This window comes from Sphingomonas sp. G-3-2-10 (assembly GCF_012927115.1).
GTDB lineage: Bacteria > Pseudomonadota > Alphaproteobacteria > Sphingomonadales > Sphingomonadaceae > Sphingomonas.
Window position 1 is genome coordinate 489,812 of the sequence record NZ_JABBFY010000002.1, and the last position, 18,519, is coordinate 508,330.

Annotated in this window: 18 protein-coding genes; 11 read left to right on the plus strand and 7 right to left on the minus strand. The window is 67.7% G+C overall.

The genetic code is table 11. From position 1 onward, the window contains the following. The first annotated feature begins 4 nt into the window (after positions 1-4). The 11 genes from HHL13_RS18920 to HHL13_RS18970 all read left to right on the plus strand — a co-directional run bounded on the left by HHL13_RS18920 (position 5) and on the right by HHL13_RS18970 (position 11,802). The gene (locus HHL13_RS18920; protein ID WP_169557485.1) at positions 5-1,402 is read left to right on the plus strand and encodes an efflux transporter outer membrane subunit; all 1,398 of its coding nucleotides are present in this window, start codon (positions 5-7) and stop codon (positions 1,400-1,402) included. 75 nt (positions 1,403-1,477) lie between these two features. Beyond that, positions 1,478-2,470 carry an SPFH domain-containing protein gene (locus HHL13_RS18925; RefSeq protein ID WP_169557486.1) on the plus strand — a complete coding sequence of 331 codons (993 nt, stop codon included), beginning with the start codon at positions 1,478-1,480 and terminating at the stop codon, positions 2,468-2,470. Positions 2,471-2,474: 4 nt separating this feature from the next. Continuing rightward, positions 2,475-3,149, plus strand: coding sequence for a DUF4178 domain-containing protein (locus HHL13_RS18930; RefSeq protein ID WP_169557487.1), 675 nt, complete (start codon positions 2,475-2,477; stop codon positions 3,147-3,149). Beyond that, the gene (locus HHL13_RS18935; RefSeq protein ID WP_169557488.1) at positions 3,139-4,518 is read left to right on the plus strand and encodes a DUF4178 domain-containing protein; all 1,380 of its coding nucleotides are present in this window, start codon (positions 3,139-3,141) and stop codon (positions 4,516-4,518) included. Before HHL13_RS18930 ends, HHL13_RS18935 begins: the two co-directional genes overlap by 11 nt. Further along, positions 4,518-4,664 (plus strand): hypothetical protein, encoded by a 147-nt coding sequence (locus HHL13_RS18940; RefSeq protein ID WP_169557489.1) that lies wholly within the window; start codon positions 4,518-4,520, stop codon positions 4,662-4,664. Before HHL13_RS18935 ends, HHL13_RS18940 begins: the two co-directional genes overlap by 1 nt. A gap of 12 nt (positions 4,665-4,676) precedes the next feature. Continuing rightward, on the plus strand, positions 4,677-4,889 hold the full coding sequence (locus HHL13_RS18945) for a DUF350 domain-containing protein (RefSeq protein WP_169557490.1): 213 nt from the start codon (positions 4,677-4,679) through the stop codon (positions 4,887-4,889). Then, the gene (locus HHL13_RS18950; protein ID WP_169557491.1) at positions 4,882-6,426 is read left to right on the plus strand and encodes a polyamine aminopropyltransferase; all 1,545 of its coding nucleotides are present in this window, start codon (positions 4,882-4,884) and stop codon (positions 6,424-6,426) included. The genes HHL13_RS18945 and HHL13_RS18950 overlap by 8 nt, the downstream gene beginning before the upstream one ends. A 5-nt stretch (positions 6,427-6,431) precedes the next feature. Continuing rightward, positions 6,432-8,039 (plus strand): FAD-dependent oxidoreductase, encoded by a 1,608-nt coding sequence (locus tag HHL13_RS18955; RefSeq protein WP_206377131.1) that lies wholly within the window; start codon positions 6,432-6,434, stop codon positions 8,037-8,039. Further along, positions 8,036-8,410, plus strand: coding sequence for an adenosylmethionine decarboxylase (gene speD, locus HHL13_RS18960; RefSeq protein ID WP_169557492.1), 375 nt, complete (start codon positions 8,036-8,038; stop codon positions 8,408-8,410). The genes HHL13_RS18955 and speD overlap by 4 nt, the downstream gene beginning before the upstream one ends. Continuing rightward, positions 8,410-9,480 carry a DSD1 family PLP-dependent enzyme gene (locus HHL13_RS18965; protein ID WP_169557493.1) on the plus strand — a complete coding sequence of 357 codons (1,071 nt, stop codon included), beginning with the start codon at positions 8,410-8,412 and terminating at the stop codon, positions 9,478-9,480. Before speD ends, HHL13_RS18965 begins: the two co-directional genes overlap by 1 nt. Before the next feature lie 54 nt (positions 9,481-9,534). Then, positions 9,535-11,802, plus strand: a complete 2,268-nt coding sequence (locus HHL13_RS18970) for a penicillin acylase family protein (RefSeq protein ID WP_169557494.1) — start codon at positions 9,535-9,537, stop codon at positions 11,800-11,802. Here the strand turns inward: HHL13_RS18970 and HHL13_RS18975 are convergent. The 7 genes from HHL13_RS18975 to HHL13_RS19005 all read right to left on the minus strand — a co-directional run bounded on the left by HHL13_RS18975 (position 11,792) and on the right by HHL13_RS19005 (position 18,439). Continuing rightward, a complete protein-coding gene (locus HHL13_RS18975) occupies positions 11,792-12,421 on the minus strand; it encodes a hypothetical protein (protein ID WP_169557495.1) in 630 nt (209 codons plus the stop codon). The genes HHL13_RS18970 and HHL13_RS18975 overlap by 11 nt on opposite strands. 61 nt (positions 12,422-12,482) lie before the next feature. Next, positions 12,483-14,060: a HAMP domain-containing sensor histidine kinase gene (locus tag HHL13_RS18980; RefSeq protein WP_169557496.1), complete on the minus strand. Its 1,578-nt coding sequence runs from the start codon at positions 14,058-14,060 to the stop codon at positions 12,483-12,485. Continuing rightward, positions 14,057-14,755, minus strand: a complete 699-nt coding sequence (locus tag HHL13_RS18985; protein ID WP_240953899.1) for a response regulator transcription factor — start codon at positions 14,753-14,755, stop codon at positions 14,057-14,059. The genes HHL13_RS18980 and HHL13_RS18985 overlap by 4 nt, the downstream gene beginning before the upstream one ends. 14 nt (positions 14,756-14,769) lie before the next feature. Next, entirely contained in the window at positions 14,770-16,350 is a 1,581-nt protein-coding gene (locus tag HHL13_RS18990; protein WP_169557497.1) for a DUF4173 domain-containing protein, read from the minus strand. A gap of 149 nt (positions 16,351-16,499) precedes the next feature. Next, the gene (locus tag HHL13_RS18995; RefSeq protein ID WP_169557498.1) at positions 16,500-16,700 is read right to left on the minus strand and encodes a hypothetical protein; all 201 of its coding nucleotides are present in this window, start codon (positions 16,698-16,700) and stop codon (positions 16,500-16,502) included. Positions 16,701-16,823: 123 nt separating this feature from the next. Beyond that, positions 16,824-17,732 carry a diaminopimelate epimerase gene (gene dapF, locus HHL13_RS19000; protein WP_169557499.1) on the minus strand — a complete coding sequence of 303 codons (909 nt, stop codon included), beginning with the start codon at positions 17,730-17,732 and terminating at the stop codon, positions 16,824-16,826. Positions 17,733-17,764: 32 nt separating this feature from the next. Beyond that, positions 17,765-18,439, minus strand: coding sequence for a glutathione S-transferase family protein (locus HHL13_RS19005; RefSeq protein WP_169557500.1), 675 nt, complete (start codon positions 18,437-18,439; stop codon positions 17,765-17,767). Positions 18,440-18,519: the final 80 nt, after the last annotated feature.

The following is an 18,519-nucleotide window of genomic DNA, read 5'->3' on the forward strand; positions in this document are numbered from 1 at the left end:
CCCTATGCGCACCCTCCCCTTTCTCCTCCTGCTTCCGCTGGCCGCCTGCACCGTCGGGCCGGACTATCAGCGCCCCGTCGTTTCGGGCGATACCGGCAACTGGATCGGCGTGGTGCCCGTGGGGCCGGTCGATCTCGAGCCGTGGCGGCGGATGAACGATTCCGTCCTGATCGAGCTGATCGAGACCGGCGCGGCAGCCAATCTCGACGTGCGGCAGGCCGAGGCGCGTCTGCGCGAAGCCCGTGCCGGGCGCGACGCGGTGCGCGGCGGGACGGGGCCGCAGGTCAACGCCACCGGCTCCGCCACCACCAACCGGCTGAGCGAGAATGGCCAGCTTCCGGTCGGCCAGATCCCTGGCCTCAGCCCCGAGTTCAACCTGTTCGACGCAGGCTTCGATGCGTCGTGGGAAATCGACCTGTGGGGCGGCAATCGCCGCGCGGTCGAAGCCGCCGGCCGCCGCGCCCAGGCTGCCGAAGCGCAGCGCAACGAAGTCCGGCTGCAAGTCGTGGCGGAGATCGCGCGCACCTATGGCGAGTTGCGCGGCGCACAGGCCCAGCTGGCGATCGTGCGCAGCGATGCCGAGTCCCAGCGTGCGATCGCCGGGCTGATCCGCCAGCGCTACCAGTCGGGCGAAGCCGCGCGGCTCGACGATGCCCGCGCCGATGCCGCGGCGCGCACCGCCGAAGCCGCCATCCCCGGCTTCGAAGCCGATATCCGCGCTGCGACCTATCGCCTCGCCCTGCTGACCGGCCGCCCGCCCGAAGCCTGGCTCGACCGGCTGAGCGCCACCGCGCCGCTGCCCATCCCGCCCGCGCTGGCGGTGGATTCGGTGCGCTCGGACATTCTCCGCCGCCGCCCCGACGTGGCCGCCGCCGAAGCGAAGCTCGCCGCCGCGACTTCGGATGTCGGGACCGAGACCGCCAATCTCTTCCCGCGCTTCTCGCTGCTCGGCAGCATCGGCCAGCAGGCGCGCGAGCCGGGCGACCTGTTCTCGACCGACAGCACCCGCTTCCAGTTCGGTCCCTCGCTGCGCTGGCCGATCTTCTCGATGGGACGTGTTCGCGCGCAGATCCGCGGTGCCGAGGCCCGCGCCGATTCCGCCGCGATCGATTATGAGCGCGCGGTGCTCGGCGCCTTGTCGGACAGCGAGACCGCGCTGAACCGCTACGCTTCGGCGCAACTGGCGGTGCGCGAACTCGAAGCTGCCCGCGCACAGGCGGCGACCGCGCTCGACCTGTCCCGCCAGCGCTTCCGCGCCGGGGAGGACGACCGGCTGACTCTGCTCGACGCCCAGACGCGCTTCAACGCCGCCGATCGCGCCGCCAGCGATGCCCGGACCGGCGTCTTTCTCGCCTATGTCGCGCTCACCAAGGCGCTGGGCGGAGGCTGGGCCACGGCATAATCGGAAAGCCCCTGTCCGTTTCCTGTTTCTGAAGCGCGAGGAACTCGATATCCTGCGCGCCAACAGGAGCACGACATGGGCATTCTCGATTTTCTCAAGAAGCAGTTCGTCGACGTCATCGACTGGGTCGAGGAGCCGGGCGACCTCGGCTATCGCTATCCGATGGAGGATCGCGAGATCCAGAACGGCGCGGAGCTGACGGTGCGCGCGGGCCAGATCGCCTTCTTCTACAATGAAGGGGTGATGGCCGATGTCTTCCATCCCGGCCAGTACACGCTGAACACGGCGAACTTGCCCCTGCTCACCTCGCTGCGCAACTGGGACAAGGGCTTCGCCTCGCCGTTCAAGTCGGACATCTATTTCTACACGCACAAGGAACAGGCGGGCCTCAAATGGGGCACCCAGCAGCCGATCACGGTGCGCGACAAGGAATTCGGGCCGCTGCGCGTCCGCGCCTTCGGCAGCTATTCCTTCCGGATCGAGGACATCCCCACCTTCGCGGTGAAGATGATGGGCACGCTCGACAAGCTCGAGGTCGCCGATATCGAACCGCAGCTGCGCGGCGCGATCGCGACGGCGCTGGCCACCGGCCTTGGCGGCGGCGAAGTCGCCTTCATCGATCTCGCGGCCGATCAGGCGGCGCTGTCGGCGCGGCTGATGGCCGCGGTCCAGCCGGCGTTCGAGCTGTGGGGCCTGGAATGCACCAGCTTCTTCGTCGAGAGCATCTCGCTGCCCGAGGAAGTGCAGGCGATGCTCGACAAGGCCAGCTCGATGCGCGTGGTCGGCGATCTCGACCGGTTCGTGCGCTTCCAGAGCGCGGAGGCGATCGAGACGGCGGCCGCCCAGTCGGGCGGCATCGCCGGGATCGGCGCTGGCGCCGCGGCGGGCATGGCGATCGGCCAGAGCATGTCGGGCGGTATCGGCGGCGGGGCTTCCGCAGCAGCGGCCCCGGCGGGCGAGGATGCGTTCGCGCAGATCGAGAAGCTGCACAAGCTGCTGACCGTCGGCGCGATCACCCAGGCCGAATTCGATGCGAAGAAGGCCGAGCTGATGGGCCGTATCCGCTGACCGCATGAGCCTGACCGTTCCCTGTCCCAATTGCGGCGCGGAAGTCGTGTTCCGCTCGGCGGCCTTGCCGTCGCGCGTGTGCGGCTATTGCCAGTCGCTGCTCGTGCGCAGCGACGCCGGCGTGGCGGTGGTCGGCAAGTCATCGCCCCTGCCGTTCGACGTCAGCCCGATCCAGCTGGGCGTGCGCGGGCGGATCAAGGGCCACGCGTTCGAAGTGATCGGGCGCATCCGCTGGGGCTGGACCGATGGATCGTGGAACGAATGGCTCGTGCTGTTCCATGACGGCGCGGTCGCCTGGCTGGGCGATGCGATGGGCCAGTTCATGCTGCTGCACGAGCGCGACTTCGAATCGGTACGGACCCGCACGCTGAGGGCGATCGCCGATGGCCGGGAAGCGATCCCGGGCACCGAAGTCCAGCTCGACAATCTGAAGATGAGCATCGTCGATGCCCGCCATGTGATCTGCCTGTCGGCCGAAGGCGAACTGCCCTTCACGCCCACGCCCGGCTGGCGGCTGTACAGCGTCGACCTGCGCGCACCGGGCGGCGAATGCGCCAGCCTGCAGCGCGACGAAGTTTCGACGACCTTCTATTCCGGCCGTTACGTGACGCTGGCCGAGCTTGAGCCGCGCGGCCTGTGCAGCTTCGAAGGCTGGGCGAAGCCCGATTATGCTGCCTGACGCACCCGCTCCCGAAAGCGAGGCGCTGCCTCAGCTCCAGCCGGTGCCGGCGGCGAAGACGCTTGCCTGTCCGTCGTGCGGCGGCGGCGTGACGGTGCGCGCGGCCGGCTATTCGGTGACGGTGGTCTGCCAATATTGCGCCAGCGTCCTCGACGTATCCGATCCCATCGTGAAGCTGATCACAGAGAACCACCGCGCCGCGCGCGAGATCGCGATCCCGCTGGGCACGCGCGGCACGCTGCGCGGGGTGGAATGGGAAACGATCGGCTATCTCGCGCGATCGGAGAACGGCACTTATGGCTGGGAGGAATTCCTCCTCTTCAATCCCTATCACGGCTATCGCTGGCTGATCTACAATCGCGGCGGCTGGAGCCTGGGCGAGACGCGCACCGAATGGCCGACATGGCAATTCGGCGAGCTTTCGATCGATGGCGCGGGGTACAAACCTTTCTTCGCCAATGGCAGCGCGCAGGTCGATTATGTCGCGGGCGAATTCTACTGGCGCGTCACGGCGGGCGAGACCGTCTCGACCGACGACTGGGTCCGCCCGGGCTTCATGCTGTCCCGCGAAGCCAATGCGCATGAAGTGAGCTGGACCGTTTCCGAGCTCCTGTCGCCGCGCGAAATCCGCAGCGGTTTCGGAGTCGCGTCGAACCCTGCGCCGTGGCCGCCGCTGCCGCACCAGCCTTCGCCGCATGGCGCGTGGCTGAGCATCGGCTGGAAAGTCGCGCTCGCCGCGCTCGTCTTCCTGATCGGCGTGTCGATCGTGTTCGGCGGCAGCAGCACGCTGGTCGAGCAGACGCTGGAAATCCCGCGCGACGGTCGCGAGGCGAGCGCCACGATCGGCCCGATCACGCTGTATCGCCCCTATCAGAAGGTCGAGATCAAGGCCGATGTGCCCGGCCTGTCGAACGGCTGGGTCGATCTGGACTACAGCCTGGTCAATCGCGCCACGCAGCAAAGCTACGACGCCTATGGCGCGGCGGAGCAATATTCGGGCGTCGATTCCGATGGCCGATGGAGCGAAGGGTCGGGCGCCAACAACGTCTCGGTCGCCAGCGTGCCTGCCGGCACCTATGACGTGGTGGTCGAATATAAGGGCAATCGCTGGACCGGCGCGAGCGAGCCATCGACCTTTTCGGACAGCGGCGAGAATAGCTGGGTCGGCGGTTCGACAGCCGTCACGATCCGGGTGTCGCAGGGCGCGCTGTTCTTCTCCAACTTCCTGATCGCGCTGATCCTGATCGTGATTCCGCTGATCTGGGTATTCTTCCGCCATGTCCATTTCGAGCAGGCGCGGCAGGCCGAGAGCGATTTCGCGCCAACCGGGCTCGGCGCGCTCGGCGACGATGATGAGGATGACGATTGATGAGTACGAAGGTCTTCCTCTACGCGCTGTGGTGCATGGCGGCCGTCGGGCTGTTCCTCGTCTCCGGCATGTTTTCCTATTCGCCCTTCGCGGACGGCGGCCGTTCGGCCGTGCGCGGCGGCATCTACGGTCCCACTCACAAATAAGGGGAATACGATATGGTCACGACCCTTCCGCAGGTGCTCGCCACGCTGCTCTACTCCGCGATCGGCATCGTCGTGTTCGTCGTCGGCTTCGTCATTCTCGACCTGCTGACTCCCGGCAAGCTGTGGGACGAGATCGAGAAGAAGCAGAACAATGCCGTAGCGATCTTCGCGGGCGCGGTGGCGATCGGTCTCGCCATCATCGTCGCCGCCGCGATTCATGGCTGAGGCGGAGCCCAGTAAACCGGGATTTGCCGCCTCCGCTCCCGCGGTGGCGTTGCTTGCCTCTGCCTTCGTCGTTGCCACCTGCGGCCTGATCTACGAGCTGCTGGCGAGCACGCTGGCCAGTTACCTGCTCGGCGACAGCGTTACCCAATTCTCGACCGTGATCGGCAGCTATCTGTTCGCGATGGGCGTGGGCAGCTGGTTTTCGCGTTATGTAAAAAAGAACGAGCTGCGGCTGTTCGTTCGTACCGAATTGCTGATCGCGGTGATCGGCGGCTGTTCGGCGGCAGGCCTGTTCCTGCTGTTTCCGGTGATCGATCACTTCCGGGTCGCGCTGTACGGCATCGTCCTCGCCATCGGCTTCCTCGTCGGGCTCGAAATCCCGCTGCTGATCCGCATCCTGCGCGGCTATGACTTCCGCGAAGTCGTCTCCAACGTGCTGACCTTCGACTATGTCGGCGCGCTGGCGGCCAGCCTGCTCTTCCCGCTGATCCTGATGCCGCATCTGGGCATGATCCGGACGGGCTTCCTGTTCGGCTTCTTCAACGCCGCAGTCGCGCTGGCGCTGTTGTTCACCCTGCCGAAGACGAGCAGCTTCCGGCTGGAAAAATTCGCGTCGGTGCTGATCCTGATCGGGCTTGCGGCGGGCTTCGTCGCGTCGGACCGGCTCCAGCGCTGGGCCGAAGTGGCGAGCTATGGCGAGCCGGTGATCTATGCGGTCTCGACCAAGCACCAGCGGATCGTGCTCACGCGCCGCAACGACGATCTGCGGCTGTATCTCAACGGCAATCTGCAATTCTCGTCGCGCGACGAGTATCGCTATCACGAAGCGCTGGTGCATCCGGCGCTCGGCCGCGTGGCCCATCCCCGCAACGTGCTGATCCTCGGCGGCGGCGACGGACTGGCGGCGCGCGAGGTGCTGAAGAACAAGGCGGTCGAGCGGCTGACCCTGGTCGATCTCGACGGCGAGATGACCGATCTCTTCGCGAAGACCGCGATGCTGACCCGGCTCAACGGCGGATCGCTGACCAATGCCAAGATGACGGTGATCAACGCCGATGGCTTCCGCTGGGCACGCGACGAGAGCCGGACACGGCCAGGTCGATACGACGCGATCATCGTCGATTTCCCCGATCCGGTCGATTACTCGGTGGGCAAGCTCTATACCGAGACCTTCTATCGCGCCGCGCGGCAACTGCTCGCGCCGGGCGGGATGATGGTGGTGCAAAGCACCTCGCCGCTCGTCGCCCCCGCCGCCTTCTGGACCGTCGCGACGACGATGGAAGCATCGGGGATGCAGACCCGGCCCTATCATGTCTATGTCCCGAGCTTCGGCGAATGGGGCTTCATCCTCGCCGCCAATGGCGCGATTCCCGACAAGGCAGCCATTCCCACCGGTCGCTTCCTGACGCCCGAGATCGCCGAGCGGATGTTCGATTTCCCGCCCGACATGGCGCGGCGCCCGACCCCGGTGAACCGGCTCGACAACCAGGCGCTGGTCCGCGAATTCGCGGATGCGTGGAGCCGCTATGAAGGTTGATCCCGTTGAAGGTCGATAGACGCGCCGCGCTGGGCATCGGCGCGGGCGTTGCGGTCGCGGCGGGCGCGGGCATCGCTTATGGCTTTGGCGGCGAGAAGCTGCCCGAAGGGGAACTCGACGGCGCGGACATGGCGCGCGGGCACCGGCTGCGCGATGCGGGCTTCCCGCCGCCGAGCAAGACCGAGCAAGCCGATATCGTCATCGCCGGGGGCGGCATCGCCGGCCTGTCGGCGGGCTGGCGGCTGGCCGATGCCGGGTTCACCGGTTTCCGCTTGCTCGAGCTGGAAGACGAAATCGGCGGCAATGCGCGCAGCGGCAGGAACGCCGTCTCGGCCTATCCGCTCGGCGCGCATTATCTGCCCGTGGCCAACAAGGAAGCGAAGGCGCTTCAGCACCTGCTACGCCAACTCGGCATGATCACCGGCGACCGCGAGGGGGCGCCGGTCTACGATCCCGAGCAGCTATGCGCCGATCTGCAGGAGCGGATCTTCTGGCAGGGCAAGTGGCACGAGGGCCTGATCCCCCGCACCGGCCTGAGCACCCGCGACAAGGCCGATCTCGCTGCCTTCGAAAAGGCGATGCACGATTTCACCGGGCAGGTGGGTAAGGACGGCAAGCCCGCCTTCGCGCTGCCGATGGCATACAGTTCTCGCGATCCCGGCATTCGCACACTCGACACCCTGTCTTTCTCGAAATGGCTCGACGGCCAGGGCTGGCATTCGCCGGTGCTGCGCGCGCATGTCCGCTACGCCATGCGCGACGATTACGGGACCGAGCCGGGCGAAGTCTCGGCATGGGCGGGCATCCATTATTTCGCGAGCCGGCGCGGTTGGGCGGCCGATGGCGCGGGCCAGAACGAACTGACCTGGCCCGAAGGCAATGCGCGCCTCGCGAAACTGATGGCTGGCCGCTTTCCCAACAGGATCGAGCGCGGGCGCATCGTCCATCGCGTCGTGCGCGAAGGCGATCGGGTATTGATCGACAGCTACGATGCCGGTTCCAAAATCACGACGCGCATCTCCGCTCGCGCCGCGATCCTGGCCATGCCGCATTTCGTCGCCACACGGATCGCGCCCGAGCTCGGTTCGGCGAAGGCGTACAGCTACGCGCCGTGGCTGGTCGCCAATGTCACCGTCGACCGATTGCCCGAAGGGCGCGGCGTGCCGCTGGCGTGGGACAATGTGTCGAGCACCAGCAACTCGCTCGGCTATGTCGTCGCGACTCATCAGGGGCCGGATGCGATGCCCCAGGGCACGGTGCTGACCTGGTACATGCCGCTGTCGGACATGCCTCCGGCGCAGGCGCGCAAGCTGCTGGTCGAGCGTCCGGCGGACGAATGGAAGCGCATCGTCCGCGACGACCTGCTCGCGATGAACCCCGAGCTGGACGGTGCGGTCCGCCGCATCGATCTGTGGCGCTGGGGCCATGCGATGATTCGGCCGACGCCGGGTTTTCTCGATCGCGCCGATGCGCCGCCGCCCGCCGCGCCGCTCTATCTGGCGCATAGCGACCTTTCCGGCCTGTCGCTGTTCGAGGAAGCGCATTATCATGGCGTCCGCGCCGCCGAAGCCGCGATGGCGCAGCTCGGCCACACCCATGAAAGCCTGTTGTGACTTCCGCTCCTCCCTATGACGGCCGCCACCTGATCGCCGAACTGCACGACGCGGCGCATCTCTCCGACGCGGACGTCATCGAAGCCGCATTGCGCGACGGCGCCACGGCGGCGGGCGCGACGATACTCGACGTGCGGCTCCACCATTTCGGCCCCGGACAAGGCGTCACCGGCGTCGCGCTGTTGGCGGAATCGCATATCTCGATCCACACCTGGCCCGAACATGGCTATGCCGCGATCGACATCTTCATGTGCGGCCGCGCCAACGACGTGGATGCCGCGCTCGACCTGATCGCCGGCCGCCTCGAAGCGCGGATCGCCAGCCGCACGCTGATCGCGCGCGGCTTCGGCGCAGTCACGCAACCCGCCTGATGGACCGCGCCGATCTGCCCACTCCGGTCCTGATCCTCGACCGCGCGGCGATGGACCGGAACATCGCGGCGATGGCAGGCTTCGCGGCGGCACGCGGCCTCGCGCTGCGCCCGCATGCCAAGACCCACAAGAGCGCCGAAATTGCCCGGCGTCAGATCTCGGCGGGCGCCGCCGGCATCTGCTGCGCGAAACTCGCCGAAGCCGAAGCGCTGGCGGCCGAGGGGATTACCGACATCCATCTGACCTCGCCGGTCGTGCGTCCCGACGCCATCGCCCGGCTGGTCGCGCTGAACGGCAGGATCGCGCTGTCGCTGGTTGCCGATCATCCGGAGAATGTCGCCGCGCTCGCCCGCGCCGCGACCCGGCCGCTTACCGTCTTCATCGATGTCGATCCCGGCGCACACCGCACCGGCGTCGCCAGTCCCGAAGCCGCACTGGCGCTGGCCGATGCAATCGCCGCCGAGCCGAACCTTCGCCTCGGCGGCGTCCAATATTATTGCGGCTCGCAGCAGCATATCGAGAGCCGGGCCGACCGCTTCGCCGCGGTCGAGCGCCTCACCGCCTATCTGGCCAGCGTCCTCGACATGCTGAAAACCGCCGGACACGCCATCCCCATCGTCACCGGCGCGGGCACCGGGACCTTCGCGATCGACGCGGAACTCGGCGTGCTGACCGAGCTGCAATGCGGATCGTACATCTTCCTCGACCGCGAATATGAGGATTGCGAGCTGACCGGCGGCGGCGCGCCGGTGTTCGAGCGGGCGCTGTTCCTCGATGCCACCGTGATCAGCGCCAATCACGCAACGCATGTCACGCTCGATGCCGGACTGAAGGCGATGGCGACCGATGCCGGCCCGCCGCGCCCGATCCGGCCCGGCGCGACCTATCGCTTCACCGGCGACGAACACGGCGCGCTGATCGCCGACAGCCTGCCAAAGCTCGGCGAGCGCGTCACACTGCAGCCGCCGCATTGCGATCCGACGGTGAACCTCCACGATGCATACCGTGTCGTCGAAGGCGATCGGGTAGTCGACTGCTGGACCATCACCGCGCGCGGCCGCGGGACCTAGACAGGCAGCGCCCGCCCGCTACCTTCCCCGCCATACCAAGGGGAGGAATACCGGATGAAGCCGCGCCATTTGTTGCTCGCCACGCTCGCCGCGAGCAGCGCCGCCACGCCCGCACTGGCGCAGCGCCACAGCGCGACGATCACCCGCACCGAACAGGGCATTCCCCATATCGTGGCGAAGGACATGGCGGGGCTCGGCTATGGATCGGGCTATGCCGCCGCGCAGGACAATGGCTGCGTCATCGCCGACACGCTGCTGACCGTCCGCGCCGAGCGTTCGAAATTCCTCGGCAAGGACGCGACCGTCAATGTCGGCTTTTCCGAGGTGACCAACCTCGAAAGCGATCTCTATCACAGCGCCATTTCCGATCTGCCCGGGCTTCGCGCCGCGCAGGCGAAGACGAGCGCCGACAATCGTGCGATCATCGAAGGCTTCCGCATCGGCTATAACCGCTATCTGCGCGATCATCCGGAGGGCTTCGCTGCCGAGTGCCGGGGCTCGGCCTGGCTGCGGCCGATGAGCGGCGACGACATGCTGCTGATGGTCAACGCCGCCATGACGCTGATCAGCTCCGCGCCGCTGGTGAAGCAGATCGCCGATGCCGCCCCGCCGGGCGCAAAGACCGCCGCCAACGATACCGGCTTTCCCGACGCGGCGAAGCATATCGGCCTGGGCAGCAATGGCTGGGCATTCGGCGGCGACGCGACCGCGAACAAGCGCGGCATGATCGTGGGCAATCCGCATTTCCCGTGGAGCGGCCCCAACCGTTTCCGCCGCCTCCACCTCACCATTCCCGGCAAGTTCGACGTGATGGGCGGCGGGCTGGTGTTCATGCCCACCGTCGGGATCGGCTTCAACAAGTCGATCGCCTGGACGCACACCGTCACCACCGCGACGCATTTCAGCCTGTTCGAACTCCAGCTCGATCCCGCCGATCCGACCCGGTATCTGATCGACGGCAAGCCCGAGGCGATGACCCGGCGCGAGGTGACGATCGCGGTAAAGGACGGGGCGCCGGTCACCCGCACCCTCTATGCCACGCGCTATGGCCCGATCGCCGCGATGCCCAGTGTCGGTTTCGGCTGGACCGCGACCACCGCCTACACGTTGCGCGACGCCAATCAGGCCAATTTCCGATCGGGCGACGCCTGGCTGCGCATCGCCCGCGCGCGCAATGTCGGCGAGATTCGCGACGCGATCGGTGAGACGCTGGGCATCCCCTGGGTCAACACCATCGCCGCCGATGCGCAGGGTAATGCGATGTATGCCGATGTGACGGCGGTGCCCAATGTCTCGGCCGACAAGCTGAAGCAATGCGCCGCGCCTTCGGGCAAGACGCCGCTGGCGCGCGGGGCGGGGATCACCCTGCTCGATGGCGCCCGCGCGGCCTGCGACTGGGATGTCGATCCCTCGACGCCCGCGCCCGGGCTGATGCCGGTCGCCAATCAGGCGGTGGTGATCCGCCGCGACTATGTCCAGAATTCCAACGACAGCTATTGGCTCGCCCATCCGAACGCGCCCTATGCCCAGCTTTCGCCGGTGCTGGGGCCGTGGGGCGCGCGCCAGAGTCTCCGCACACGCTCGGGCATCGCCGAACTGGAGCGCGCCCGCGCCGCCGGGCCGATCGACCCGGACAAGGCGAAGGCGCTGGCGATGGCCAATGCGGTGTACGCCGCCGAATTCCTGTCCGACATCCTCAAGATCTGCGCGACCAGGGCGGAACTGGCCGAGACCTGCGCGGCGCTGTATGCATGGGATCGCACCGCCAATGCCGACAGCAAGGGCGCATGGCTGTTCTTCGCCTTCTGGCAGCAGGCGGCGCGCATCCCGAACCTGTTCGCTGTGCCGTTCGACGCCGCGCATCCGGCGACAACGCCCAACACGATCAACCCGGCCGCCGCGCCCGCGATCCTGACCGCGCTGGAGAGCGCTACCAAGCAGTTGCGCGATCGCGACGTCCCGCTCGATGCCGCATGGGGCAGCGTCCAATATGTCGAGCGCAAGGGCGAGCGCATCCCGGTACATGGCGGCCCGGGCCAGATCGGAATCCTCAACGCAATGGGCAGCAATCCCAGCGCCGCGGGCAAGCCGTTCGTCCTGACTCCGGCGCATGGCACCAGCTACGTCCAGGTCGTCAGCTTCGGCGACAAGGGGCCGGTGGCGGAATCGATGCTGAGCTACTCGCAATCGACCAATCCGGACTCGCCCTGGTACGACGACGGCACCCGCGCCTATGCAGCGAAGAAATGGATCCGCCTGCCCTTCACTCCCGCCGAAATCGCCGCGGCGAAGCAGGGGGAGACAGTGAAGATCAGCGAATGACCGGACCGCTCGCCCAAGGCTTGGCCGCCTGCGACGGCATCCAGCATTTGTCGAGCACCGCGATCAGCGCGCGCGCCGCCGCCGGAACCCCGCCCGCCAGCGCCCAGCCGCGATAGCTGGTGCTGGTCGTGTCCCCCGTCATCGTCACCCGGATCAGCGCCGGGTGCATGACGATCTCGGGTTCGGCGCGCAGCCGGAAATGCAGGTCGGGCGACCAGTCGGCCCTGCGCACCGCTTCGAACGCGTCCAGCCCGCCCTCGCATTTCAGCAGATCGGCCTCGACCCATTCCAGGTTGCTGGCGTCGAGCGCCGCGCGAGCTTCGCGGTCGTTTCCGGTTTTCGCCAGCCGCCGGAGCAGCGACACGCTCGCTTCGAACTGGGTGTCCTCGCGCCCGGTGCGCAGCATCCGCGCGGTGTAGGTCGGCTGGCAGGTGGTGGGCGAAATCGAGGGGCAGCGATAGGCGATGGCCAGGCTGATCGCCGGCGCCATGTCGTCGCGCGCGCTGGTCTGGACGGTCAGGATCAGCTGATCGTCGCCGCCCTTCGCCAGATCGGGGAAATTGCGTTCGGGGTTGAAGACGGTTTCGAACAGCGGCTTGCCCAGCGCCCAATGCCGCATGCCTTGCGCCGACGCCGGAGACGCCAGCAGCAGGGCGGGAGGAGCAGGAATGCCGCGCGCATCATGGGACCATGCGCCCCGCGCCCGCGATCGGCAAATCGAGCGTGAAGCAGGTTCCTGATCCCTCCGCCGCTTCCAGCCGGATCGCGCCGCCTGCGGCTTCGAGCAGCGACGCGACGATCGAGAGGCCGAGGCCAGTCCCGCCCTCGGCACGCCGCGTGGTGAAGAAGGGCTCGAAGATTCGGTCGCGATCCGCCAGCGAAATCCCCGATCCGTCGTCGCCGATCGTCAGCGCCACCTGCTCCGGGCCGGCGGCGGCGGTGACCGTCACCAGCGACGCGCCTGCCTGACGGCTGTTGCCGATCATCGTGGTCAGGATCGTTTCCAGCGTGCCTTCGGGCACCGAGACCGCAGGCAGGCCCTCGGGCAATTCCAGCGCGATCCCGAAGCCGTCGCCGCGCATCGCATCGGCGACGCGCACCAGCACCGGCGCCAGCGCGGTCGCCGACGCCATGTCGTGCGGCGTCATGTCTGCCCGCGCCAGTTCGAGCAGCCTGGTCACCAGCGCCGAGAGCCGCGCCGCATCCGCTCCGGCATTGGCGAGGAAGCGCCGCCGGTCGGCCTCGGTCATGGTCGATTCGTGATCCTCGAGCAGTTCGATCGCGCCGCGGATGCCCGCAAGCGGCGTCTTGAACTCATGGCTCACGGCATGGGCGAAATCGCGCAGATAGCGGGAGCGCCGGTCGATCGCCGCCGACATCAGGCCGAAGTCGCGATACAGGCCCTGGATCTCGATCGCTGCGGTCGGCGAGACCTGTGGCGCGCTGCCCCGGCCCGCCGCCATCTGCCGCGTCGCCGCGCTCAGCGCCTCGATCGGCCGGGCGATGCCGCGCGAGAGCAGCCCGCTGAGCAGCACCAGCAGCGCGAAGATCGCGAGGACGCCAACGGCGATCTTGCCGCGATCGTCGTACATCCCCTTGAACAGCGTCCGCGCCGATCGCGAGAAGAGCAGCACGCCGACCACCTTGCCGTCGACGATCACCGGCCGCGCATGATGCACCCGGATCGCCGCCGCGCGCGACAGCCATTCGAGCGCATAGACCGGGCGATAGTCGCCGTTGCGGCGCAGCACCGTTTCCGGCCGCCCGGCCAGCGCGGCCTTCACTTCGGGCAGGTTCGCATAGCTGGTCCCGTCGCTGGTGATCCGCCCGGTGCGGTCGAGCAGGATGATCGAAGCGAGCGTGGTCTGGCGCGTGACGCCCATCACCGGGTGCAACTTCGTCCAGGCTTCCAGCGCGGCGGGCTCGACCGGCATCGGCGGCCCGTCCGGCCGGGGGCGTTCGGGCAGGACCGGTGTCGAATTGAGGTCGATCCGCGGCGTTTCGGGGTGGAACACCGTCGGCGGCGGATCGGCCAGCGTCGCACCGGGCCACATCGCACGGGCCGTCGCGGTCAGCGCAGCCCCCTGCGCGATCAGTTCGGACTCGGTCTGGCGGACCAAAGTATTCTCATAGACCCGCAGGAACACCGCCCCGACCCCCGGCAGCGCGGCAACGAAGAACAATGTCGCGAACAGGATCGTGCGCAGCCGGAGCGACGGCCAGTGGCGCTTGATCCGGTTCTTGAGGGCCGCGATCACCCGGTGCACGGTCCCAGCCGATAGCCCACGCCCGCGCGCGTCTCGACCACGTCATTGCCCCCCACGCTGGCGAACTTCCCGCGCAGATTGCGGATATGGCTGTCGATCGTCCGGTCGGTCACCGCGAAGCTCGGTCCGTGCAGCCGGTCGATGATCGCGTCGCGGCTGAACACCTTGGCCGGGGTTGCTGCCAGGACGCGCAGGATCGAGAATTCGGTGACCGTCAGCGGCACTTCGGTCCCGCCCCATTCGGCGCGCCAGCCGTCGAGATCGAGCGACAGCTGCGCGTGGCGGATCGCCGGCGCGGCCTTCTCGCTTTCCGGATTGCGCGCGGCGGCGCGGCGCAGGATCGCCATCACCCGCGCCACCACTTCGCGCGGGGAAAAGGGCTTCACCACATAATCGTCGGCGCCCAGCTCGATCCCCAGCACCCGGTCGATCTCGTCATCGCGCGAGGACAGGAACAGGATCGGCAAGTCACCCTCCGCGCGCAGCCGCCGGCAAACTTCCAGGCCATCCATCTTGGGCATGTTGATGTCGAGCACCACCAGATCGGGCGAATGCGACGCGGCCAGCGCCAGCGCTTCCTCGCCGTCCCCGGCCTCGATCGATTCCAGTCCCGCCTTGGCGAAGGCGAAGACCAGCAACTGCCGGATGTGCGGATCGTCGTCGACGACCAGGATTGTGCGGGGCATTGCGCTACTCATCATCATCGCGGCTCCGAGGTCAACGGGGCCGCGACCGGTGCCTCGACCGTCGCCGCTTCGGCTTCGGGCGGCGGCGCGTAGGGCGTGCCGTCACAGGCGCGTCCATAGGGGGCGGGGCTGGCGGCAGCGGGGTTCGGACCCAGCATCGGCAGCGCGACTTCCAGCCGCCGGGCATTGCGCCAGGTCCAGCTGCGCCAGTCGGACTGGGCGAGCAATATGTCGGCCAGCACCTGCTCGCGAAGGGCGCGGACGCGGTCGAGCAGCAGCGGCTGATCGGCGACCCGTCCCTCCAGCTCGATCAGCGGCACCAGCGCCGCCGGCCCCTGCTCGCGCAGATAGCAGAGGTCGATCTCCACCCCGCGCCCGCCCACTTCGCGGGCATGGCGCACGTTCCAGTGCGCGGCGGTCGCGCCGAAATCGATGGCGCAGGAAGCCGCGAGCACCAGCCCGGCCATCAACGCATTGCCGTTGATCAGCCAGGCCGCCGACTTGCCCCGCAGCAACCGCCACAGAATCAGCACCAGCCCGACGCCAACCAGTCCCATCCACGCCAGCGCCGCGATGCGGAACCCGGTCAGCGAGTAGGAGTCGACATAATCGAGCGTGCGCAGGATGCTGGAGGCGACCAGCATCAGGTTCTGCGCCACCCACAGCACGACCAGCAGCCGGATCGCGGGACGCTTCGCGCTCTCGCTGCCCGGCCGCAGCACGGTCAGCACGAACAGGCCGGCCAGCAGCGCGGTCGCGATCAGCGAATAGGCGCCGCGATGCGCATAATCGGCCATTGTGATCGTGCCCGGCAGCGGCGCACCGCTCCACAGGAACAGCGCGTCCATCGCATTCTGCGCGGCGAAGATCGCATTGAAGGTGATCAGCGAGAGTGCCACCGACGCCACCGGTATGCGCAGCGCCAACCCTCCGAGCGATGCGGCCCCGATCGGCATGCCGGTAGCGCGGGGATGCGGGCGGAAGCTGGGCCAGATCGCCAGGAAGGCGAGTGCGACCATTACCAGATGGGGGATCGCGGAGACCGGCGAATCGATCTGCACTCGCGCGAACAGGTCGGCGATGAGCGGATTGGCCCCGGCGAACAGAGCGACGAACACCGCCCCGCCGATCACCGGCAGCGCGAGGATCGACACAAGCCGCCCGATGCTGGGCATCCCGTCCGGCCCGCGCACTCGCAAGCGGCGATGCAGATCGCCCAGCGGGCGGAGCAAGCCGAACGAGACATGCATCAGCAGCCGCTGGACCCAGCGCAGCGCATCGTCGAACCGGTGCCGCGTAAGCAACGCGGCGCTGGAAATCGCGGTCCAGAACAGGCTCCAGCCGAGCAGCCCCGGATAGTCGATCAGGGTAAAGGCGAAGAAGATCGCGGCCAGGATCGCAACGAAAGCGCCCCAGCGGCGGCGCATGGGGCGAACCACGATGAACAGTCCGACCGCCCAGGCGAGCGCGAACGCTCCGATCGTCGCGCCCGAATATTGCCGGTAGAACAGCCAGTCGGCCAAGGCGGCAAGGGCCAGTGCCACGACCAGCTTGGCAGTGAAGCTGGCCGGGCGCGTATTGCGTCGGATGGTCATGCGCGTCTCCCTGTGTATCGCGCGCCTTGTGTCAGGCGCGGATCGAGACGCGGCGGCGATGCCCGTGCTGAAATTGTGCAGATTCGATGGAGACGAAAAAGGGCCGCCCCGAACGGGACGGCCCTCTCCGCGTGACAAGTGAGCGGGGGTCAGCGGCTCTGGTCGTTCCCGCCGCCGCCGGCCTGGTTGCCCTGGCCGCCCGAATTGTCCTGATCGTCGTCGTCGCGCATCTCATCGCGCTGGCCGCCATCCTGCTGGCGGTTCTGCTGGTTCTGCTGCTGGTCCACGCCCTGCTGGCGGTCCTGCTGCTGCTGTCCGCCGGGGGTCTGGTTCTGATTGTTGTCGGCCATCATCCACTCCTGTGTGTTGCGCCGGAAAGGTCTCCGCCGCGCCCGTTTCGGGATGTGTGCCAAACGTGCGGGATGCCGCGCCGCTCCACGCGACGTAAAATAAACCCGTGACGTTTCCGTAACTTACAGGAGTGCCGCGAGCGCCTCGTCCCATGCGCGGGCTTCTTCTTCGCGGCGCGCATGGACCACCGGGGGCAAGGCGCGGCCATCCTCGATCTCGACGGTCGCGTCGTAGAGGAAGGTGGCATTGCCGGAGATGGTCACCACGCCCTCGGCGCTCGCCGATCCGCGCACCAGTCCGCCCTTGTTGAACACCGTCGTCGCCGCACCGAACGGCACACGCCCAGTCAGCCCCGCCGCGAACACCGACGACGCCATCGCCGATCCGCAGCTGTCGGTCAGCCCGACTCCGCGCTCGAACGTGCGCACATAGAGATCCTGCCCGCGCGGCTCGACGAACGACACGTTCGCTCGCCCCGGGACCAGTGCGGGTCCCGCTTCGCACCATTCGCCCAGCGCGACGAGCTCGGCTTCGTCGATCCGATCGACAAAGGTCACCAGATGCGGATTGGGGATCGCCACCGGGGTGAAGCTGCGATCGCTCGGCAGGCCGGAGAGCGGCCCGGTCAGCCCGACATCGGCAAGGCGGGTCGTCGCTGCCGCCACGGTGCGCACCGTCACGACGCCCGGCGCGATTTCGGCTTCGCGCGCGACATCGGCGCTGCTGGTCTTGAGCTTCACCCGCGCGGAATCGAGGCCCAGCGCTTCGAACCCGGCCCGCGCCACGCAGCGCAGTCCGTTCAGGCAAGTCTCCGCTTCGGAGCCGTCGGAATTGAACATCCGCATTCCGAACGCGTGATCTTCATCGCCCCTGGTCAGCAGCAGCAGCCCGTCGCCGCCGACCGGCCCGTCGCGATCCGCCAGCGCGCGCGCCACCATCGCCCAGTCCGCATCGGACAAAGCGAAATCGCGGGCATCGATCAGCGGGAAGTCGTTCCCCGATCCGTGGCATTTGACGAAGGCGAAGCGCATGGCGCCCACTTAGGGGCGCCACGCGACTTTTGCTATTCCGCGATGACCATTTCCATCACCGGGCCGCCCATCGCGCTTACCATCGCCTGATCCTGCGCGATGATTCCGGCGAAGCTCGGCCGGGCATGGATCGCCGCGACATAGGCAACCGTCTTGGGCCAGCGCGACGGATCGGGCTTGCAATCGATGCAGCCCAGCGTGGCGAATGGGCTGGCGACGGCGATGTCGGCGAGCGTCAGCCGGCCCTCGACCAGAAAGCCCGAAGCCGGGATCTGCGCCTCGAGATAGTCGAAGATCGGCGGCAGCAGGTCGCGCTCGGCGGCATCCGCGGCGGCATGATCCGCGGGCGCCTTCATCACGCGCGGCCGTACGAAGCGGTTGCCGAAGATCGCCGAGCCCGCCGCCATCATGATCGTATCCGCCAGTTCGTCGAACCAGATCGTTCGCGCCCGCGCCTGCGCTTCGGCCGGGATCAGATTGGGTTCGGGATATTTCGCTTCGAGATAGGTGACGATCGCCGAGGAATCCGAGATCGAGAAGTCACCGTCCTGGAAACCGGGCATCTTGCCGAAAGGGCTCGCCACCGCGAATTCCGGCCCGCCGCGTCCGAGTCCGGCCGGCTGCAGGTCCATCGTCAGCCCCTTTTCGGCGCCGAACACCATCACTTTGCGAACATAGGGAGATAAAGTCGATCCGAAGACGATCATGGCCGCATCCTCTCAGGTTATGCGATGCGATCCTAGCATATCAGTTTCATTGAGCAACTGTGTTTAGCGCGACAAGCGCT